General features: G+C 42.4%; 12 protein-coding genes. 5 read left to right on the top strand and 7 right to left on the bottom strand.

Features of this window, described 5'->3' with window-relative positions; translation table 11 throughout:
• Positions 1-3,102 (top strand): PVC-type heme-binding CxxCH protein (locus BM291_RS21585; protein WP_092902024.1); only part of this gene is annotated, 3,102 nt, incomplete at its 5' end.
• Positions 3,103-3,910: 808 nt separating this feature from the next.
• Here the strand turns inward: BM291_RS21585 and BM291_RS21580 are convergent.
• Entirely contained in the window at positions 3,911-5,164 is a 1,254-nt protein-coding gene (locus BM291_RS21580) for a DEAD/DEAH box helicase (protein WP_092902019.1), read from the bottom strand.
• A gap of 717 nt (positions 5,165-5,881) precedes the next feature.
• Here BM291_RS21580 and BM291_RS21575 point away from each other — a divergent pair.
• Positions 5,882-6,217: a HopJ type III effector protein gene (locus BM291_RS21575; protein ID WP_092902016.1), complete on the top strand. Its 336-nt coding sequence runs from the start codon at positions 5,882-5,884 to the stop codon at positions 6,215-6,217.
• A gap of 341 nt (positions 6,218-6,558) precedes the next feature.
• On the opposite strand, the gene BM291_RS21570 is transcribed toward BM291_RS21575, so the two are convergent.
• The 4 genes from BM291_RS21570 to BM291_RS21555 all read right to left on the bottom strand — a co-directional run bounded on the left by BM291_RS21570 (position 6,559) and on the right by BM291_RS21555 (position 13,353).
• On the bottom strand, positions 6,559-7,911 hold the full coding sequence (locus tag BM291_RS21570; protein ID WP_245786941.1) for a sulfatase family protein: 1,353 nt from the start codon (positions 7,909-7,911) through the stop codon (positions 6,559-6,561).
• Positions 7,912-8,128: 217 nt separating this feature from the next.
• A complete protein-coding gene (locus BM291_RS21565) occupies positions 8,129-8,890 on the bottom strand; it encodes an SDR family NAD(P)-dependent oxidoreductase (protein ID WP_175499769.1) in 762 nt (253 codons plus the stop codon).
• A 381-nt stretch (positions 8,891-9,271) separates the two neighbouring features.
• Complete coding sequence (locus BM291_RS21560) at positions 9,272-10,372, bottom strand: glycoside hydrolase family 130 protein (RefSeq protein WP_092902007.1); 1,101 nt, start codon at positions 10,370-10,372, stop codon at positions 9,272-9,274.
• 608 nt (positions 10,373-10,980) lie between these two features.
• A complete protein-coding gene (locus tag BM291_RS21555; RefSeq protein WP_092902004.1) occupies positions 10,981-13,353 on the bottom strand; it encodes a TonB-dependent receptor in 2,373 nt (790 codons plus the stop codon).
• 183 nt (positions 13,354-13,536) lie between these two features.
• Here BM291_RS21555 and BM291_RS21550 point away from each other — a divergent pair, with 183 nt between their 5' ends.
• The 3 genes from BM291_RS21550 to BM291_RS21540 all read left to right on the top strand — a co-directional run bounded on the left by BM291_RS21550 (position 13,537) and on the right by BM291_RS21540 (position 16,979).
• Positions 13,537-14,562: a sensor histidine kinase gene (locus BM291_RS21550; RefSeq protein WP_092902001.1), complete on the top strand. Its 1,026-nt coding sequence runs from the start codon at positions 13,537-13,539 to the stop codon at positions 14,560-14,562.
• A complete protein-coding gene (locus tag BM291_RS21545; protein WP_092901998.1) occupies positions 14,559-15,236 on the top strand; it encodes a LytR/AlgR family response regulator transcription factor in 678 nt (225 codons plus the stop codon). The genes BM291_RS21550 and BM291_RS21545 overlap by 4 nt, the downstream gene beginning before the upstream one ends.
• Before the next feature lie 207 nt (positions 15,237-15,443).
• On the top strand, positions 15,444-16,979 hold the full coding sequence (locus BM291_RS21540; RefSeq protein ID WP_217647352.1) for a sulfatase-like hydrolase/transferase: 1,536 nt from the start codon (positions 15,444-15,446) through the stop codon (positions 16,977-16,979).
• A 71-nt stretch (positions 16,980-17,050) separates the two neighbouring features.
• Here the strand turns inward: BM291_RS21540 and BM291_RS21535 are convergent, their stop codons facing one another.
• Together BM291_RS21535 and BM291_RS21530 are read right to left on the bottom strand one after the other, a co-directional pair.
• The gene (locus tag BM291_RS21535) at positions 17,051-18,145 is read right to left on the bottom strand and encodes an alkaline phosphatase family protein (RefSeq protein ID WP_092901996.1); all 1,095 of its coding nucleotides are present in this window, start codon (positions 18,143-18,145) and stop codon (positions 17,051-17,053) included.
• 108 nt (positions 18,146-18,253) lie between these two features.
• Positions 18,254-19,456, bottom strand: a complete 1,203-nt coding sequence (locus BM291_RS21530) for an IS4 family transposase (RefSeq protein WP_092899084.1) — start codon at positions 19,454-19,456, stop codon at positions 18,254-18,256.
• Between the last annotated feature and the right edge of the window lie 102 nt (positions 19,457-19,558).

Genomic DNA, 19,558 nt, shown 5'->3' with positions numbered 1-19,558 from the left:
CTCCTCACTTTTCAATGCACTCAAAAGGAAACGCTCGAGTTAAAACCAAACACGAGAATCGCTCTGATTGGAAATAACCTGGGATCCAGAATGATGGATTACGGAAGCTTTGAGACTGAAATGCAACTCAGAAATCCTGAGAAAAACCTCTACATCAGAAACCTTTCTGATCCGGGAGACACCCCAGGCTTTAGACCTAGATCTGGCACGAACGACCCTTGGGCTTTTCCAGGTGCTCAAGATTTCCAGGTTGAATACGCAACTCCTTCAGGAAGTGTAGGTCATCTGGAAAAGCCTGACGAATGGCTCACCAGGCTTCAAACTGACATCATTATCTCATTCTTTGGGTACAATGAATCCTTCCAAGGCGTCGATGGCGTAGAAAATTACAAGGCTGAATTGGACGCCTTTATTAAGCATACGCTCCGTCAAAAATATCACGATACGCTTTCGCCTAAATTAGTTGTCGTATCCCCAATTGCCTTCGAAGATCTTTCAGAGAAAATCGATGTGCCTAACGGCAAAACGGAAAATGAGAACTTAAATCTCTACACCGTAGCAATGCGTGAGATTGCGGATAATAACCACGTACTTTTTGTAGATGCTTTCACACCAAGTAAGCAGTGGTATCTGGAAACAGAGGAAGACCTTACCATCGATGGTTCTCAGCTAAATGAAGCCGGCTACAAAAAACTGGCTGTACTTCTAGCCGATGAAATTTTTGGGAAGCAAAAAATCCAAACTGAAGCAAACCGTGAACTAGTGCATGAAGCCGTTCAGGAAAAAAACTGGTTTTGGAGAAATGATTACAAAATCCCGAATGGCGTACACGTATTCGGTAGAAGATACGATCCCTTCGGTCCAGACAATTACCCTTTTGAACTGGAAAAAATTCGCCAGCTAACGGCGATCAGAGATACTGCCATCTGGATGGCTAATAAAGGTGAAAAGAAAGATTTGGTAGCTGCTGACAAGCATACCAATGTGCTTCCTGAGGTAGAGACGAATTACAACCCTGAGAAAAATGGCGACCTGAAATACCTATACGGTGAAGAAGCACTTGCTAAGCTAAAGGTAGCACCAGGATATAAAATAGAGCTTTTTGCATCTGAAGAAGAATGGCCAAATCTTGCCAATCCTGTTCAACTTTCTTTTGACAACAAAGGCAGACTTTGGGTAGCAACTATGCCAAGTTACCCACACTACAAGCCAGGCGATTCACGTCCAGCAGATAAGCTTTTGATCTATGAAGACACGGACAATGACGGCAAAGCAGATAAGGAAACAGTTTTTGCAGACGATCTACATATCCCAGTAGGCTTTGAGTTGGCAGCAGAAGGCGTGTATGTTTCTCAGGGAAACAACCTGATAATCCTGTATGATGACAATAATGACGACAAAGCTGATCGTAAAGAAATCCTTCTAAGTGGATTTGACGATCATGATACACACCATGCGATTTCAGCATTTACTACAGATGAGTCGGGGTCAATTTATATGGCAGAAGGAGTTTTCTTGCATTCCAATGTGGAGACTTCTTACGGAACTGTACGTGCGACCAACGGTGGCTTTTACAGATATACTCCAAGCAGACATAAGCTAGAGCGAGTAGCTCAAGTAAGCATACCAAACCCTTGGGGAATTGCTTTTGACGAGTGGGGACAAAACTTCTATGCGGAGACTTCTGGTCCAAATGTAAACTACATGATGCCGGCTTCCCTTCTTCCTCGCTACGGAAATGCGAATAATAAAGGAGCAAACTTGATTCAGAGAGATCAGCTGGTACGTCCGACTTCAGGCTTGGAATTTATCTCCAGTAGACATTTCCCTGAAGATGTTCAAGGTGATATGATCATCAACAACACGATCGGTTTCCTAGGCACCAAACAACATCAAATGGTCGATGAGGAAATCGGATTTTCCACCAAATTCAGACAGGACCTTCTTTCTTCCACAGATAGAAACTTCCGCCCGGTAGATATGGAAATTGCGCCTGACGGTTCGCTTTATGTAGTCGATTGGCACAATATCCTGATCGGTCACATGCAGCACAACGCCCGTGATCCTTTGAGAGATCATCAGCACGGTAGAATTTACAGAATCACCTACCCATCCAGACCTTTGGTTATTCCGGCTAAAATCGACGGAGCGAGCATCCCTGAATTGATGGAAAACTTAAAACTACCTGAGTACAGAACGCGCTACAGAACTCGTCGTGAGCTCCGTGGAAGAGACAAAGAGGAAGTAGCCAAAGCAGTGGCAGACTGGGCCAGTAAATTGGACAAGAACGATCCAAGGTACGAGCACAATGTACTTGAAGCGCTTTGGGTAAGCTGGGGAATCAATAAAGTAAACCAAGATTTACTGGAGCAATTGCTAAAAGCAAAAGACTACAGAGCCCGAGCAGCGGCAGTGAGAGTGCTACGCTATACGGGTCATCAGGTTTCCAATCAAAAAGAATTGATGACTGAAGCGATCAAGGATGAAAATGGTAGAGTGCGACTTGAAGCGATTGTAGCGGCATCTTGGATGCCTCGTGAGGCAGGCCTTGAAGTGCTATCAGCAGCTGAAGGATCAGAAATGGATAAGTGGATCGCGCCTGCTTATGAGGCCGCAGTAGCACACATATCTGGACTTTCTGTGAAAGAGAAAAAAGAAGAAGACATCAAGTCTTCACTTACTGGTTCGGACAGAGAGCTATTTATCCTAGGAAAGGAAATCTACGCTAGAGAAGGCTTCTGTAGCACCTGCCACCAACCGGATGGGCAAGGACTTTCCGCTTCTGGCTTTCCACCACTTGCAGATACTCCTTGGGTGACGGGCAATGAAGAGCGCCTGATCAAAATAGTCTTGAAAGGCGTAATGGGTCCTATTACGGTAAAAGGAAAAGATTATCCTGGCCAAGTTCCTATGACTCCATTCGAAGGCATGCTTGATGATTCCCAAGTAGCAGCAGTACTGACTTTCGTCAGAAACTCTTTTGGGAATCAGGCTTCAGCCATTTCGCCGGATTTGGTGAAAAAGGTAAGAGAAGAAATAAAGGATCACACTGGTTTTTATCAGCCTGCAGATTTGCTAAAAGCACATCCGATGGAGAAATAAATGTCAGATGTCGGATGTCGGATGTCGGATGTCGGATAAATAAAATTTGGGTCATAGGGATTGAGCTCCTTGCGACCCATTTTTTTTGATAAAACTTTCAGGATTTTTTTTGGACCACATAGACACATAGAAAACATAGTTTAATTCTAGAAAAGCATCTTAGATGCGTCCCATTATATTGGTGAGATAGTACCCAATTATTCCGATGTTTTGGCCTAATGGGGTCAAATCAAGGATTGGTGGATTCGCCATAACGAGGATAAGCAAGGAATACATATCCAGAAAAATAAAAAGTCCCAGTTGGCGCAAGTCGTCAGACTTGTGCCTAAGTTAATGCAGTCTTCAGACTGCAAGAAGATTGATTGCTAAATCAAAAGCAGTCCGAAGACTGCATTGATTTAAGCCCAAGTCCGCCTGTAGTCGGACAGGTTTGAAAACTTGAACTAAACTGAAATCCATGGTGCAATAGGAAAACTTGATCCATCTAATACCACCTGCAGCGCAGTCTGATTTTGACAAAAGCCGATAGCTTGACCCATCTTGTGGAGTTGGGCTTCAACTCTTTCCACGAAACAAAGCCGTAGGCTTGGTTCATCTTGTAGCAAGGGTCCCGATAGCTATCGGGATCGATCCCTTGCAAAACGCACGACTAAGAAATCAGAGTGCCTTAGGCACGGAACATCTATCCATGTCCAATCGAATACATTGAAAAAACAATAAAGCCAACTATTAGAAGCGAATATGCTTACAGTAGTTGGCTTTTTTAATAGTCCGATCGAGGGTAGACCACTTTGGGAAGCGATACTTTTTATCTATTTGGCTTTCTTCCTCGGTTTTGGCGATTACCACCATTTCTTGGAGTTGAAGGTTTTCTTTGCTGATTACGTTGATTGTTTTGTTTAGAAGCGGGTTTTACTCCTGTAGGCTTATCCACTGGCTCAAAACCCTCCATAATATCCGTGGGAATTCGCTGATCGATCAGCTTTTCTATTGCTCTCAAGTAATCAATTTCATCTGCGGCTACCAGTGAGATAGCCTCACCACTCGCTCCTGCCCTACCCGTACGACCGATTCTGTGTACATAATCTTCAGGAATATTAGGTAGCTCAAAATTAATAACATGAGGAAGTAAAGGTATATCTAAGCCTCTTGCTGCGATATCAGTAGCGACAAGTACTCGTACTTTTCCGTCTTTGAAGCCCGCTAACGCCTTCGTACGCGCTCCCTGACTCTTGTTTCCATGAATAGCAGCAGCAGTAACATCAGCCTTATTCATCTTTTCAGTCAGTTTATTTGCGCCATGTTTGGTTCGTGTAAAGACCAAAACCTGCTGCCATTTGCCCCCCGCTATCAGATCGATGATCATATCCGCCTTTTTAAGTTGATCAACTTTATAGGCCTTTTGAATAATTTTCTCTACCGTAGTATTTTCAGGAGTCGCTTCTACTAACACAGGATTATCTAAAAACCGATTAGCTAGATTTTTAATATCACTTGAAAAAGTAGCTGAGAAAAGCAGATTCTGTCTCTTATCTGGCACTAGCAAAAGGATCTTCTTAATGTCGTTGATAAAACCCATATCGAGCATACGATCTGCCTCATCGAGCACAAGTATCTCTACTTGCGACAGGGATAGCAGACGTTGGTTGATCAAATCAAGCAAACGTCCTGGCGTGGCAATTAGAATATCGACACCACGTCTTAGAGTACTTACTTGTGGGTTTTGATTGACCCCGCCGAAGATTACCGTAGACCTTATGTCGAGATATTTTCCGTAGGACACCACATTTTCGTGGATCTGGGCTGCAAGTTCTCGTGTGGGAGTGAGTACCAAGGCTCTAACCGGACGGTTATTTCTCGAAGGGTTCTTAGCCAAAAGCTGTAAAATGGGCAAGGTAAAACCCGCTGTTTTTCCTGTGCCGGTTTGTGCCGAAGCAAGCACATCTCGTCCCTTGAGGATGAGCGGAATAGCTTTGATTTGTATAGGAGATGGCTCTGAATAGCCTTTTTTTGCTACTGCTCGCAGTAGAGGGTCGGATAGACCAAGATCTTTGAATGACATATATTTTTTTAACCAAATGACTGTCTTATGGAAAAAAGTGTCATTTCTGTTTTGAAACACAAAAATACCAAGAATAATTTCGGGAAGTGCTGTAAATCGAACATTAGCTCAGAATAAAGCTATCCTACTACAGTATATTAACTGATAATTATCCTTTGACGAGTAGATTTAAAAAACATTAATCACTTGTAAAACAGCTAGGTATGTATTTGATATTCTATAAGTTGCATCGACAGAACGCCGGATATGAGGGGCATGAAGATGATATAGAATCAGTAGCGGACTTTGTTAGCGCAGCTGTACTTACTTAAGTAAGAAATTCCTTTGGAAATAAGCCTCACCTATTTCTCCTGATATGATAAAAAAGGTAAGAGATGACGTCCAAGGCATGAAAGGCTTCTATCAGCCAGCTGATTTGCTGAAAGCTAATTCTTTGGAGAAATACTTTTCAGTGGTCAGTGAATAAAATTTTAGTCAAAAGGAGAGCGTTTCTTTTGACCCATTTTCTTTGGTAGAACTCAAAATCGTGCTGCGCTACTCGCATTATCTAATTGGAGAAATCTCCCTTGCTAAGCGTGAGTTTGTAACTACGCTTTCTAACCTTTGGGATTTGCAATTCTAGCTTCAGTCTCAGTCGTAGTGTTCAGTTCTGAGACTGCATACTGAGACTGAAAACTAACCTTTGAATATCATCTCCTGATTAATTAATTTCACCCCATGAATCTTTTAGAACAAATCACTCGCTCTCCAGAAACCATTGATTTCACTGATGTGATCGGGTATATCGATGCAAACTTCAACTTCACTCCTATCCGTTTCACCAATGGCGACACAGTAAACGAAGCTGGACAAAACAACGGCAGCTGCAAGATCTTTTCCTTTGCCAAGACTCAAAACCTCACGCAAGACCAGACGCTGGCACTTTTTGGAGACTATTACCGAACCGACGTCCTAGGAAATGCCGAAGGAACAGATCATCAAAACATCCGAAACTTTATGCAATTTGGCTGGGATAGGGTTAAGTTTGAAGGGAAGGCACTGGAGAGCAAGTAGGGTTTAGCATTTAGTTTTCAGACTCAGTATATTAAACAGTGGGGCTGAAAACTCCGACTACACACTGATTCCTTCTCGCCTAAGTGAGTATCCTTTATCAACCTCCTATTATTAGATTCCACGGGAAAGCCAAAATGCCAAAGGCATTCACAGTAAATGCCTAGAAATTCTGGGTAAAAGTGTAAACTACGATAAGGAGTGCCAACGGCACGATCAGTAGTGTTAAGTGATCCTATCTCCTCAATGACTGTCCTTCGTCTATTGATAATTAAACATAAAAATAGTGGTCTGTGCGGACACAGACCACGGCATATTAGGGCTAAGACACTTTTTTTACCAAACTAATCAATCTTATCAGCTTCAAGCTTCTTGACTTGCTGATCAAAAGCTTCACGCATTTCATTCAGCGTATCGCTATAACCCTTCTTTCCAGCTAGATTCCTTTTCTCCAAAGGATCCTTTTTGATATTGTACAATTCTTCATGAGCCAGATCATCCTGATACCTGAAGTACTTCCAATCTTTGGTTCTGATCCCCTCACTCGCCGGAATGATATCCACTTTCCAAAGATGTTCTGCTACAAACTCCTTTCTGTCCTGTGCTGGATTTTCTCCCAACACGTAATCCGCCAAACTCAAGCCCTGCCATTCTTGTGGGAGTTTTCCAGTTGCAAACTCAAGTACAGTAGGTGCGATATCTATGTTCAGTGCAAAGTCAGTGATCTCTCTATGCCCAGGATTTCTCGGATCATAGATGATCATCGGCACACGAAGTGAATTATCATACATCAGCCATTTTCCAGCCAGTTGTCGCTCACCTTGGAAGTAGCCATTATCACCCATGAAGATGATTACCGTGTTTTTATCCATCCCTTTTTCGGCAAGCGTCTTTCTGATTTTACCGATCTCACTATCCACTTCCGAGATCATCCGGTAATACCCCTTCATACTCTTCTGGTATTTCTCAGGTGTATCATATCTCCAGAACCAGCGTGTGCGGTTCTCCCCTTCTTTCACATAATCGGGCTGCTGATCAAAGTATTTTTGTTGCGACAAAAGCGGTTTTGGAAAGGTCACATCTTCATACAAATGATCCACATCAGACGACCAGAAATACTGATCTTTAGCAGAGTCATGTGCATGTGGAGCCGAGAAACTCAGCGAAAGCATAAACGGCTTTTCCGACGATTGATTCTTGATAAATTCCTGCGCTTGGTGGGAAGTGTACTTAGTCAAATGGACTGTATCCTCATCAATAGTCTTATAGAAATACCCACGTCTATCGTCGAATTTCCCATTTCTATCGTAGCTATCACTCACGTCAAACAACTTCGAGAACCCAGGATAGTTCACTCCAAACTTCCCAAAAAAGCCGGTCTCATAGCCTAATTTCCTCAGTTGAGCAGGATAAGAATTCTGAGCGTAACCCTCGTTTAACTCTTGCCCGAAGGTATATCCATGAGTTCGCTCGTAAAGTCCCGTCAGTACACTGGCACGACTGGCCGCACAAATGGGTGTGGTGACAAAAGCATTTTTGAAGTAAACTCCCTGCTCAGCCAACTTGTCCATTTCGGGAGTTTGGATAATGTCATTTCCAGAAAACCCTAATGCATCCCAACGCTGATCATCGGTAAGGATGAAGATGATATTAGGTTTATCCTGCTGCGCAAAAGCAGTAGTATTGATAAGGAGCAAAAGGCAAAAAAGCAGTTTTGATAAAGTCGAGATGTTCTTCATAGCTTCTAAAATACTTAGAAAAGGATTAGAGAAGTATCCTGTACTGTCATAAAGTCTCCGTTCTAACAGCTAAGTCCCCACCCTTTCTCAGGTTAGCGCAAGTCCCCTCTGGTCTGTACCCCATAGATCGGAACTTGCACTATCAAGTGGTCTGTGAAGCCATATTCCACGGCTCCTAGAGAAATATTCCGCCTGAAACTTCGATACGCTGACCATTGATCCATCGGGAATCCTCAGAGCATAGAAAGGCTACTACACCGCCAATATCCTCTGGCTCCCCAACGCGTCCTAGCGCAGTCGCTCCGGATATAAGCGCTCTTTTCTTTTCATTATCCCTATTCTCACCACCACCAAACTCAGTGGCAATCGCTCCCGGCGCTACCACGTTTGCAGTGATCTTACGTGAAGCTAGTTCCTTAGCCAAGTATCTTGTAAACACATCCACTCCACCTTTCATGGCACCATAAGCCGAGGAGTTAGGTAGGCTGAATCTAGATAATCCTGAAGAAATATTGATAATCCTACCACCATCTGCAAGGAAAGGGACGGCTTTTTGGGAAAGGAAATAAACTCCCTTCAGATGGATATTTGACATTTGGTCAAACTGCTCTTCAGTAGTTTCCAAAAAGGGCGTATAAATCCCCGTTCCTGCATTATTGATCAGGAAATCAAAGGTCTCAACGTCTTTCTCTTCCTTGAGATAGGCAGAAAGCTCCGCAAAAAATCCATCAAAGCTCTTTACTACACTTGTGTCCAACTGTAAGGCTTTCCCGGTTTTTCCCAGTTTCTCTATTTCAGACACCACCTCATCGGCGGCAGTTTTATTAGTATGATAGGTGATCACTACATCTATACCCTTCTTGGCAAGATTAATCGCCATATCCCTACCCAAACCACGGCTTCCGCCAGTCACTAATGCTATTTTACTATTTGTCATAATCTTTGGTTTTTGTTTCTACAAATCTCCCGCAAAATCAGTTCATCTACTAAGCCGAATCTACGGATGAAGTAGCCGAAAATGAAGGTTGAGAAAATACAGGAACTGATAATGTATCCTACTAGTGTAAGGCTCCTGACAGCGTTCCCAAGAAGAAACCGATCGTGCCGTTGGCACTCCAAACAATTCTAGCCTAATCAACCCAGAATTGCATTCTGGGTTATCATGAGTCTTGCCTTTGGCAAGATTCTGTAAGACTTCGGAAATGCCAAAGGCATTAACAGTAAATGCCCAGAATGAAATTCTGGGTAGTAAAAATCAGAAATAAGGAAGAGTGCCAAAGGTACGATCAGTGATTATAGCCCTGATTAATTGACCATATCAGTGCCCTTCAGCAGATACCACACCTACCATACTGTCAGCAGTCCCATAATAAAGCAACCATTTGCCTTCGAAATAGACCAAACCTTCCAGAAAGGTCGTTCCTTCTGGGTATTGCCCTGATTTTTCAAAATCGAGTGTAGGTTGAATAAAGGGTGCTTCTACACGATCGAGAAGTTTCCAAGGCTCCGTAGCAGAGAAAAGTGCCTGCCCACCCGTATAGACCCGGTTTCCCAGATTTTTCACTCCAACTTGTTGGGAATTACCAGCATTGTAGAGCACTACGATTCCATCTTTGGTCAGCACTGGAGGAGGCCCTGCCTCTACCAACCATGAATCAAAGTACCCTGCACGTGGACTGAGTACCGGCACTCGATTTCCCTCATGATTCTCTATTGGCTGCCAATGGATCAAATCATCTGAAGTAGCCAGCCAAATATGTGGAACCCCGTAATACATCCAATATTTCCCATCTATTTTAGCCGCTGTTAACTTGCCGTCCTTCAGTTCAGTGACTATAGCTCCAGACTTAGATTCTGTGTTATGGTATTTTCCATCCTTCCAATCTTTGAAAATCGGGCCATGTTTTTCCCAATTTTGCAGGTCTTTTGCCGTGGCCACGGCAAGCCTTGGCACATCCCGATTCCACTGCGTGTAGGTCAAGACATAAAGTCCTTCTTTAGTTTCTATGATTCGGGGATCCTCGGTACCACCAGTCCATTCAAATTCCTTTTGATTATCTTCTTTTGGGTAAAAAATCGGTTCAGGCTCCCGCTCGAAAGCAAAACCATCTGCTGAGGTAGCCAAACCGATTCTGGAGGTGTGCCCACCAATTTCTTTTTCTCCCAGTTTTTCTTCCGCCCGGTAGAGCACAAACACTTTTCCGTTTCTAGCTATAGCCGCTGGATTAAATGTAGCCATGGATTCCCAAGCTACAGTTTTGCCAGTCATCGGATCTACGAAGGTCGTTGTGCTAAGTGGAGCAATAATAGGCTTGGCAGCTTCAGGTCTAAGAAAATGCCCAAGCATCCATGATTTTTGCTGAGCTTGGAGGGAGAATAACGAAAAGAAAAGCAGGATAAATGAGATCGACTTCTTCATTTTGAGTTGGGTTTATTACCCTCAAGGTAGACTCTTGGAAGCTGGAAAAAAAGTCAATCGAGGTACCATCCTCCTAGCTCAGGAAAGACCATATACTAGATTAAAAAGCACATTGCGCCATGGATTTTGTAAAAACTGAGAGTAATGAGATTATCGATGGGTTAAGGATAAAATAATACAAAAAGCTACCTACCCGCACGAATACAGATAAACCATGTGTTGTCTATCAACAGAAAGCCTATTTACTCTACTACAATTGACAACCTGGATTCCAGAAAAACAAGTAAGAAATCAGGATTTTATTGCTCCAGTGTACTAGTTGACATCAACTTTTCAGACAGCTCACCTGGGTAGGAACAATCTTAGGTGACGTAATAAAAATGGTTTTACTCTTTCCGCTTCCCAAAAATTAAAAAAACCAAGCCCACTTGGGCTTGGATTTTCTTGTAACCCAATTCATGCAATTTGGTTCTCAGACTCCTATCGGTATCAACTTTTAACACCTGGTCAGAAATATTATCACGAAGTTTCGCTCTTCCCCGCAGGGCATAAAATGCTTAGAAAATGGATGAGCATAGACTTGGATGCATTGAGCTTCATCTGGCAGATCAGAATCTTCTTCTACCTCCACTGAACTCCATAGCTTCGCCCTTTCCAAACCCATAGCTTACTCCAAATGTCACAAAGCGACCTCTCTGTCGGAAATTGTATTGGTAGAAATCAGGATTTAGTGTCTCACTCTCCGAAATTCTGGTAGCAAACACATCTCGTACGCTGAGATTCACGATGATTTTACCTTTCACAATTTTCTTGCGGATGCCTATGTCTGCCATAGCATAGCCGCTGATGCTTCGCTGAAATGTCTGATAGGAAGATCTGTAATCACCGACCACTTCCAAGGTAAAGTCCGCCGGTAAATTAAACTTATTGGTCAGGCGTCCTGTCCATTGGTTCGATTGAAAGCCGAAAGGTGTGGACTCGTAAGTACCTGATCTATCGAAATAATTGTAATTGAAATCTGTGCTCAAAGACCACCAATCTGTAGGCGTCATTTTACCATTGATCTCCAGTCCTGTGACATTATTGGTTCCAATATTCATCGGCTTGGTGATGTTGATATTGTCTTCAAAAATCGTCACATCCTCTATTGTTTGCGTGATGTAGCGATGATATACGGACGCGCTAAGAGAAAATAATGAATGATCCAAAATACCCGTCACCTCATAGCTATCTGTGTATTCTGGCAGCAGATTTGGATTACCGGTGGACACGCTATACGTGTTTCTTATATTATAAAATGGATTCAGGTCAAAGAACCTAGGCCGGGAGATCCTTCTGGAATAGCCTCCCTGTACAGAAAAGGTTTTGGCAACCTTATAGGATGCATGAACAGTAGGAAATAGGTTCGTGAAATTCTGACCATTCTCCTCATTTGTTTCCTCCAACAGCGTATGAATGTCGGTGTTTTCCATTCTCAGCCCCAACTTCAAACCAAACTTATCTGCTTCATATGCACCCGTCCCGTAGATTCCCAATACTTTTTGCTTATAGAAGAAATTATTGGAAAGAGCCGGATTGACCACCCATACCCCTGATTCTAAGGCAGCAATGGAATAATCGTTTTTCACTTCATTAATGAAATATTGCCCGCCAGTCTCCAAGGTAAACTTCTCAGCAATTGGACGTGTATAATCCGCCTGGAAAGTGTATTCCGCTTGGCTAAAATCGTTGTCACTCAACTGCTCACCGGATTGGGCATCCTCCCCAAAGGAAGGCCGATTGACGAAGGTGGAAGATTGATCTTTGGCAAAGGAACTACCTATAGCACTGATGAGTAGAAAATGTTCCTCTTCCTCGGAAAAGTCACTTTTATACTGCATTTCATATTGCCATTTAGGATTGGTCGCTTCCGTATTTTCCTTCCGCTGCCAGCCTGATAGCGGTGCGCCTTGCCCATTATAGGTACTGAAATTACCTGTGGAATTCTCTGATTCAATCTCCATGGCATAATTTCCAGAAACCGTAATTACGTTTTTGTCATTGAAGTAATAATCAGTACCCAATATCAGGTTGAAAAATTTCTCGTTCTTCTCTACTTCCCCTACACTTCGCACTTCCGCACCAGTGCTGGAATTGCTATTGATAGTCTCAAAATCCTCGGGCATAGTTCGCTTACCCACTCCTATTTGACTAAAGAGGTTGAACTTCTCCGTGCGCTTATTGAGACTAAAACCCAAGCTATGGTTGTTAGGTACCCCGGTATTTAGGGAGACAGATCCATTCACACCCTTTTTCTCCTCTTTTTTCAAAACAATATTAATAATCCCAGAAGTACCTTCCGCATTGTATTTGGCTGAGGGATTGGTCATCACCTCGACTTTCTCAATCATATCGGCAGTCAACGTACCCAGCGCATTTCCACCGTCATTAGTAAGGACAGAAGGTTTGCCATTGATCAAAATCTGAACTCCTCCTGTCCCACGAAGAAGGATTTGCCCTTCTATATTCACTGTCACAGAAGGCACATTATTCAACACGTCCAAGGCGCTGGCACCTGTGCTACTCAGATCCTGCCCTACATTGAACACTCGCTTATCCAGTTGAAATTCAGTCGTAGATCTTTGCCCCTGAACTACCACCTCGCTCATCTGCTTTGTGTCTTGCTCTAGGGAGATTGTCCCCAGATTGACTTGATTATCCACAACCTCAAACTCCTTGATCTGCTGTGTGATAAATCCTATAAAACTCACTTCCACAGAGAAATTTTTGTTTTCAGTAGAAAGTAGCAAGTTCCCGTTTGCTAAGGTGGTAGTGCCGGCGATCATCTGTCCCGAGGCGCTATTCAACAGTTTGATAGTCGCAAATTCTATAGGGCTTTGGCTCTTGGCATCTACTACCTTTCCGGTAACTTCAATACCTTGTGAATAGGCAGAAGTAATATCCAAACCAAAAAATAAGATCCAAATAAGCATGTATTTCATAGTGCAGCGGGTTTAATTAGCTTAAAATAGGGAAGCAAATGCTGCCAGAAAAAACAAAACCGTTGAACGACCAGACTTTGCCGACAAACAACAAAAATCCTCTCACTTTGTCGTTTGTCGGTAAAATACGGCTGTTTACCGACTTGATAGATTAATAATGTTTTTCAGGAGTTAATTTGATTTATGGATTCGATCGCAACTCAACATAAGTCTGTAAAAAAGGAATGGATCTTCCAGCTCATCATACATCTGCTTGTGTTCCACTTTGTGATTATGGATCATGAAAAGGGGCAGTTGAAATACGAGCTTTATTGGTATCAACTTTGGTTTTTCACAAACTATGTCTGGGCAAATCTGCTGATTAGTTATGTGTTTTTGCCTAAGCTTTTTTACAGAAAAAAGTACTTACAATTTGGGCTATCTACTCTGCTTGTCCTTGCAGCTGTGCTGTTCATCGAGGAATTTTTAATTGACCCATTTATTTTCCCTGACACAAGATTGGCAGATCTAAAGGGAGTATTATTAAGCAGTGGAAAGATCCTGTCTGTATTGGTTGCTCTGGCAGGAACGAAAATCGCCTGGGATGCTATTCAGAGACAACGAGAACTGGACGAACTTAAAATTATGGTCAAGGAAAGCGAGCTATCCTTCCTCAACTCTCAGATCAATCCTCATTTTCTATTCAATAATCTTAACAATCTTTATTCATATGCAGTGGAGCAGTCTCCCAAAACACCCGAAATTATCTTGGGACTGAGCGGCGTGCTTCGCTATATGCTGTATGAATGCAGAGAATCCACTGTATCACTGACTAAGGAAATTGATCATCTACTCAACTTCATCCAACTTTATGAACTGCAAATAGAGGGAAGAGGATCTGTGGAATTTGTCACCAAAAACATTGATGATGAGTATAAAATAGCTCCATTGATTTTAAATGTTTTTGTAGAAAACGCCTTCAAACATAGTCAGTCGGGACAGTCCGATCAAATCAAAATAGCTATTTCAGTTACGGTGAATGAGCGTGGAGAACTTACCTTTATCTGCCAAAACAATTACCTTCCGATGAGTTCAGAGCAGCATGGCATCGGCCTGGAAAACGTAAAGAAAAGACTCAATTTGCTATACCCTGAGCAATATGAATTAAAAATAAATCAAACTGCAGATGAGTTTTTTGTCAGTCTGAAAATCAAACTGAGCAAAACATGAGATGTATCATCGTAGAAGATCAGCAGCCTGCCCAACGAATCCTCAAGAAATATATAGCAGATTTTGGATCTCTGACGTTGGTCGCCACCTTTGGAGATGCTATTCAGGCGATGGAATTTATAAAGGAAGAATCGGTAGATCTGATGTTTTTGGATATCAATCTTCCCAAGCTCTCCGGTATTTCATTTCTAAAAAGCCTATCTAATAAGCCTCAGGTGATTATGACCACTGCCTATTCGGAATATGCACTGGATGGATATGAGCTTGATGTGGTAGACTATTTACTCAAGCCTTTTTCATTTGAGCGATTTGTGAAAGCCGTGGGAAAAGTAAGAGGAAATACAGACGGTCTAACTCATTCTAAAAAAGAACATTTCATCAAAATTGGCTATGAATATGTCCGTATAGCATTTAAAGACATTATTCATCTTGCCGCTGATGGGGATTACTGTGAGGTATGTATGTTAGATAAAAAGCATCTTTCCTCTGAACCCATGAAGAAATGGATAGAAATTTTGGGTGAAGGAGATTTTTATAGAATTCATAAATCTTACGTGGTGAACATCCACAAAATTATCAAACTCAGTGGTAATCAAGTTCACCTCATCGGCGACACAGTTCTTCCAATCGGCAGGACTTACCGGGAAGAGTTCATGGAGAGATTTTTAAAGTAGAAGTTTAATCCAACTACCTCTCTCGCGTTAATTGGATGTACAAAGTAGGATTCAGTGAGAAACAATCATGGGATTGTTGATTCAGAAGCGTACCCGTTCCTAAAATTTAAAATAGTCAAGTGAACATTATCAGAGCTTTTTACTTAAGCCTGAGTGGGCAAATTTTGTACCTTGGTATTTAAGTCCTTAGGAAATCAATTCAAAGAAATGAATAAATTAAAACTGACGATATACCTGTCATCCCTTTCGATGCTGATGATTTTCATCACCGCATTTGCCAGCAAGAAAAAAGCTATATCTCCTCCAAATATCATAGTGTTTTTGGTAGATGATATGGGCCTAATGGATACTTCGGTACCGTTTCTCACCGATGAAAATGGCAAAGCAATTAGCTATCCATTGAATAAGTTTTACACCACTCCAAACATGGAGATACTGGCCAGACAAGGTATTCGCTTTGCTAATTTCTATGCCCATTCGGTATGTTCACCCTCCCGAACCTCGATTCTCACAGGCCAAAACTCCGCTCGACATGGCGTCACTAATTGGATCAGATCTGAGGAAAACAACAAAACAGAATTTGGTCCGGAAGATTGGAATTGGAAAGGACTCACCAAAAACTCGGTGACTCTTCCCAAGCTTTTACAGCAAAATGGCTACAAAACCATACACGTAGGAAAAGCTCATTTTGGGCCATTCAACAGCGAGGGAGAAGACCCGCTAAACCTGGGTTTTGACATCAACATTGGAGGAAGCTCCATCGGGCAACCTGGAAGTTATTTGGGTACGGAAGCCTTTGGGCACACAGGGGGAAATAAAACGCGTGCGGTTCCTGGACTAGAAAAATACCATGGGCAAGACATATTTCTGACGGAGGCTTTGACGCTGGAAGCCAATGCAGCCATCACGCAGGCAAAGGAGGAAGGGAAACCTTTCTTTCTGAATATGGCGCATTATGCGGTGCATGCGCCTTTTTATTCTGACCCCCGCTTTGCGGAAAAGTATAAGGATTCCGGAATGCCGGAAAAAGCTCAGGCTTACGCTACGCTAATAGAGGGGATTGATAAATCTCTGGGCGACATCATGCAACATGTGAAGAAGCTTGGTTTAGGAGAAAATACACTGATTCTATTTTTAGGCGATAATGGTTCGGATGCACCCTTACCTATAGAAAATGATTACAGCAGTTCTTCCCCGCTAAAAGGCAAAAAAGGAAATCACTGGGAAGGTGGTATGCGAGTGCCTTTTATCGCTGCTTGGGTCAGTCCGAATGCTAGTGCGCCAAACCAATTAAAATTACCCATAGCTCAAAATACGATTCAAGGACAATTAGGAACCATCATAGACATGTTTCCTACGCTGACTTGGCTGGTCGACATTCCAAATCCAGAAGGACATAGCATAGATGGTTTCCCTCTTCAGACTCAGCTAAATGCTAAGCAAAATACTAACAGAGACGAACTGTTTTTAAATCATTTCCCACACGGAGATCACCGCTCAAATTACTTCAGCAGCTTGGTAAAATCAGACTGGAAGGTGGTCTATCACTATTCCGTAAAAGGTGAACCTATGTATGAACTTTTCAACCTAAAAACTGACCCATTTGAAAGGGAGAATCTGGCAGAATCAAATCCCACCCAACTCAAAATGATGATGGAAGTCCTATCCGCAGAAATGACAGCAAAAAAAGCACAGTATCCAGAGAAAGACGGAAAAGTATTGGAGTTGGTGATGCCTCGGTAAGGGTGATAAGTTGACATAAAAAGAGTCCGAATTAAGTAATTCGGACTCTTTTTTTCGATATGCCTAATAAACTATTTCACCATTTCCTTTATTACTGGAGCTGCTTTCTCATCAGGGTATTCCAAACCAAGTAATTTGAATACAGTCCTAGCGACCATAGCAGATTGCAATTGACCATCGGACTTCACTTCTCCCAAAGCAGGCGTATCAGGCCCAATAGCAGCAAGCCATATTTCACCCGCATTATGAATTGAAGAACCATGACCTGTCCAACTGGTTTTAGTGGTACCACGCCCATGGTCTGTACCAATAATCAAAGTAGTCTTGTCTTTGTATTGTGGATCTGACTGCACGAAATCCCATATTTCTTTGATGTAGGCATCAGTCTGCTTGGCGGACCAGATGTACTGGTCATAGTGGTTTTCATGCGCCCAGTCATCAGTCTCTCCATAGGAGATATACGTGACCTTTGGCTTCTGATTTTTCAACGCTGCCATAGCATAATTCTGCGTAAAAACATCCAATCTTACCCCACCCCATGGACCTCTAATCTCACTTTGCATCTTATTGGTCAGCAACTCTTCCGGACTCAAATCATCTCCTTTGGCTATGTCAAAACCGGCATTCACAGGTATTCCACTCCTTTCCTCATTGACGATATAAGGGAACACATCCCACGACCCAAAAGCCAGCACTTTACCATTATACTCAGGCATTTCATTGAGATATTCCAACATCGTTTTGTTGGGATTATTCATTTTATCATTGCTGGTAATCCGCTTGTCGTCTGCAAAGCCACTCAAAAATTCATTGTAGCCAGGGTAAGAAAACCACATGGTGTTCTGGTTATTTACCTTGTTGCCAAAAGCCCTGTTCCCGTAGATTTGACCTTCTTTGGCAATGGTATTCCATAAAAAAGGAAATAGCATTTCTCTTCTCTTCAAAGGGTTTACATCCCAAAAATCTGGCAATAAGGAACCTGGGGTTTCGATCATCCCAGTATCATCAACCAGCAATGAATCTGCACCGGTAAATACTTCCTGCCATCTCATCCCATCCAGCGTGATTAAAATAACGTTTTCGGTTTTGTAATCCTGAGCACTTACCATCGCTGAATGAAACAGTGATACCGCCAAAGTCGCCCAAATGATCGATTTCTTAAACATAGTATTAAATAAAAATCACTAGTGTCCGACTAAAGTATGAATTTCTCAGAGAGGTTGAAAAGAACTTAATCAGAGGAGATTTTTGGGTGAAATTGGAATGTAAGCCCACTAGGTTGGAAATAGGGCCGTTTGGTTGGCTTTCAGGAGATTTTCCTGGAGCTCTTTATCCGGGTTATTAAGGAAGTTGGTTAGGTGGACATAGCTTGCTAGATGGAATCTTGCCATGGCGACCATATTTGAGAATGCCCAGTTTCTTTTGAGTTGTTTGCGGATCACTTCCATGAGCAGCAGTGAGATCAATGCACACCAAATCTGGATTTCGATGGCGTTTTGATTGTCTCCAAGAAAGTATTTGAGTGGAAAGTTTTGTTTGAGTCTTTTGAAGAGTAGCTCAATCTGCCATCTGTACTTATAAATAGCAGCAACAGTGGAAGCCTCGATCTCCAGATTATTAGTCATAAAGACAAGGGTCTTTTGGTTTTTTTCATCCCAATATGCGATTCTTCGAAGCTTGAGCGGGTGTTTTTCAGTTCCTATTTTATATTGGACAGTCACTGTTTCATCTTTGAGAATTTCCTGATCCTTGTGTTCAGGCAAGTCAAATTCTTCCAAACTTTCAAAGATGGCGTTGTTTTTCATCCGCGTGATGAAGTAGATGCCCCGCTCTGTCCACTGCGCATATTGATGGTAATCTGTATATCCTTTGTCCATTACCAGATAAGAGCCCACAGGGAGGTTTAGATGCTTTAGAAATGTATGATCGTGCTTACTTCCTTCAGTTAATCTGACCAGACAGGGCATCAGTTCAGCGGCGTGGATCATCACATGGGCTTTGATTCCGCCTTTGCTTCTACCATCTTTTCTTGGCCTTCCAGCTACTTTAAGAATATCTTTGAATAAGCTGATGACCGTGGAATCCACGATAAATAGCTTTTTAAGTACATCCATTTTCAGTCGGCTGTCCGGTAAAACAGATCGATATTTTTCAAAAAGTGCCAAGTAAACCTCCTTAAATACTTCACTGGGTCTGCGCATGTTACCATCCGAGATAGTGGAACGGCGGGGTGCTTTGGGCATCCCAATGTGAACAAGTCTATTCTGCCACGCCAAAAGTCCTGTTGAAAGCTCTCTAAGCGAGCTGGCTCCGCTAAAAGAGCAATAAAGCATCGTGACTAAGTGCTGCCAAGTATCGAAACATTTGTAGTAGCGATCCGACTGATGCTTGGACTTTACTTTGGAAACCAGCGAACGGTCAATCAAAGAAAGTATCTGAGAAAATATCGGCTGTCCGAAGAAATGTGTATTTTTCATCCGCTGTATTAAGAGGTTGTGGTAAACTGAAAATACAGAAAAGGGGAAGCTTCTCAAACGAAGCTTCCCCTAAATTTTAAACCGTTTCTCGGACAGTAGTGA

Source organism: Algoriphagus aquimarinus (assembly GCF_900112005.1).
In the GTDB taxonomy this organism is placed as follows: domain Bacteria; phylum Bacteroidota; class Bacteroidia; order Cytophagales; family Cyclobacteriaceae; genus Algoriphagus; species Algoriphagus aquimarinus.
The sequence above is the reverse complement of the archived record's forward strand: the minus strand, read 5'-3'. Positions and strand labels throughout refer to the sequence as shown.

Coding starts and splice junctions, on each gene's coding strand:
- BM291_RS21565 (WP_175499769.1), bottom strand. CDS start 8,890: ATGACAAATAGTAAAATAGCATTAGTGACTGGCGGAAGCCGTGGTTTG.
- BM291_RS21575 (WP_092902016.1), top strand. CDS start 5,882: ATGAATCTTTTAGAACAAATCACTCGCTCTCCAGAAACCATTGATTTC.
- BM291_RS21550 (WP_092902001.1), top strand. CDS start 13,537: ATGGATTCGATCGCAACTCAACATAAGTCTGTAAAAAAGGAATGGATC.
- BM291_RS21580 (WP_092902019.1), bottom strand. CDS start 5,164: ATGTCATTCAAAGATCTTGGTCTATCCGACCCTCTACTGCGAGCAGTA.
- BM291_RS21555 (WP_092902004.1), bottom strand. CDS start 13,353: ATGAAATACATGCTTATTTGGATCTTATTTTTTGGTTTGGATATTACT.
- BM291_RS21535 (WP_092901996.1), bottom strand. CDS start 18,145: ATGTTTAAGAAATCGATCATTTGGGCGACTTTGGCGGTATCACTGTTT.
- BM291_RS21530 (WP_092899084.1), bottom strand. CDS start 19,456: ATGAAAAATACACATTTCTTCGGACAGCCGATATTTTCTCAGATACTT.
- BM291_RS21545 (WP_092901998.1), top strand. CDS start 14,559: ATGAGATGTATCATCGTAGAAGATCAGCAGCCTGCCCAACGAATCCTC.
- BM291_RS21560 (WP_092902007.1), bottom strand. CDS start 10,372: ATGAAGAAGTCGATCTCATTTATCCTGCTTTTCTTTTCGTTATTCTCC.
- BM291_RS21540 (WP_217647352.1), top strand. CDS start 15,444: ATGAATAAATTAAAACTGACGATATACCTGTCATCCCTTTCGATGCTG.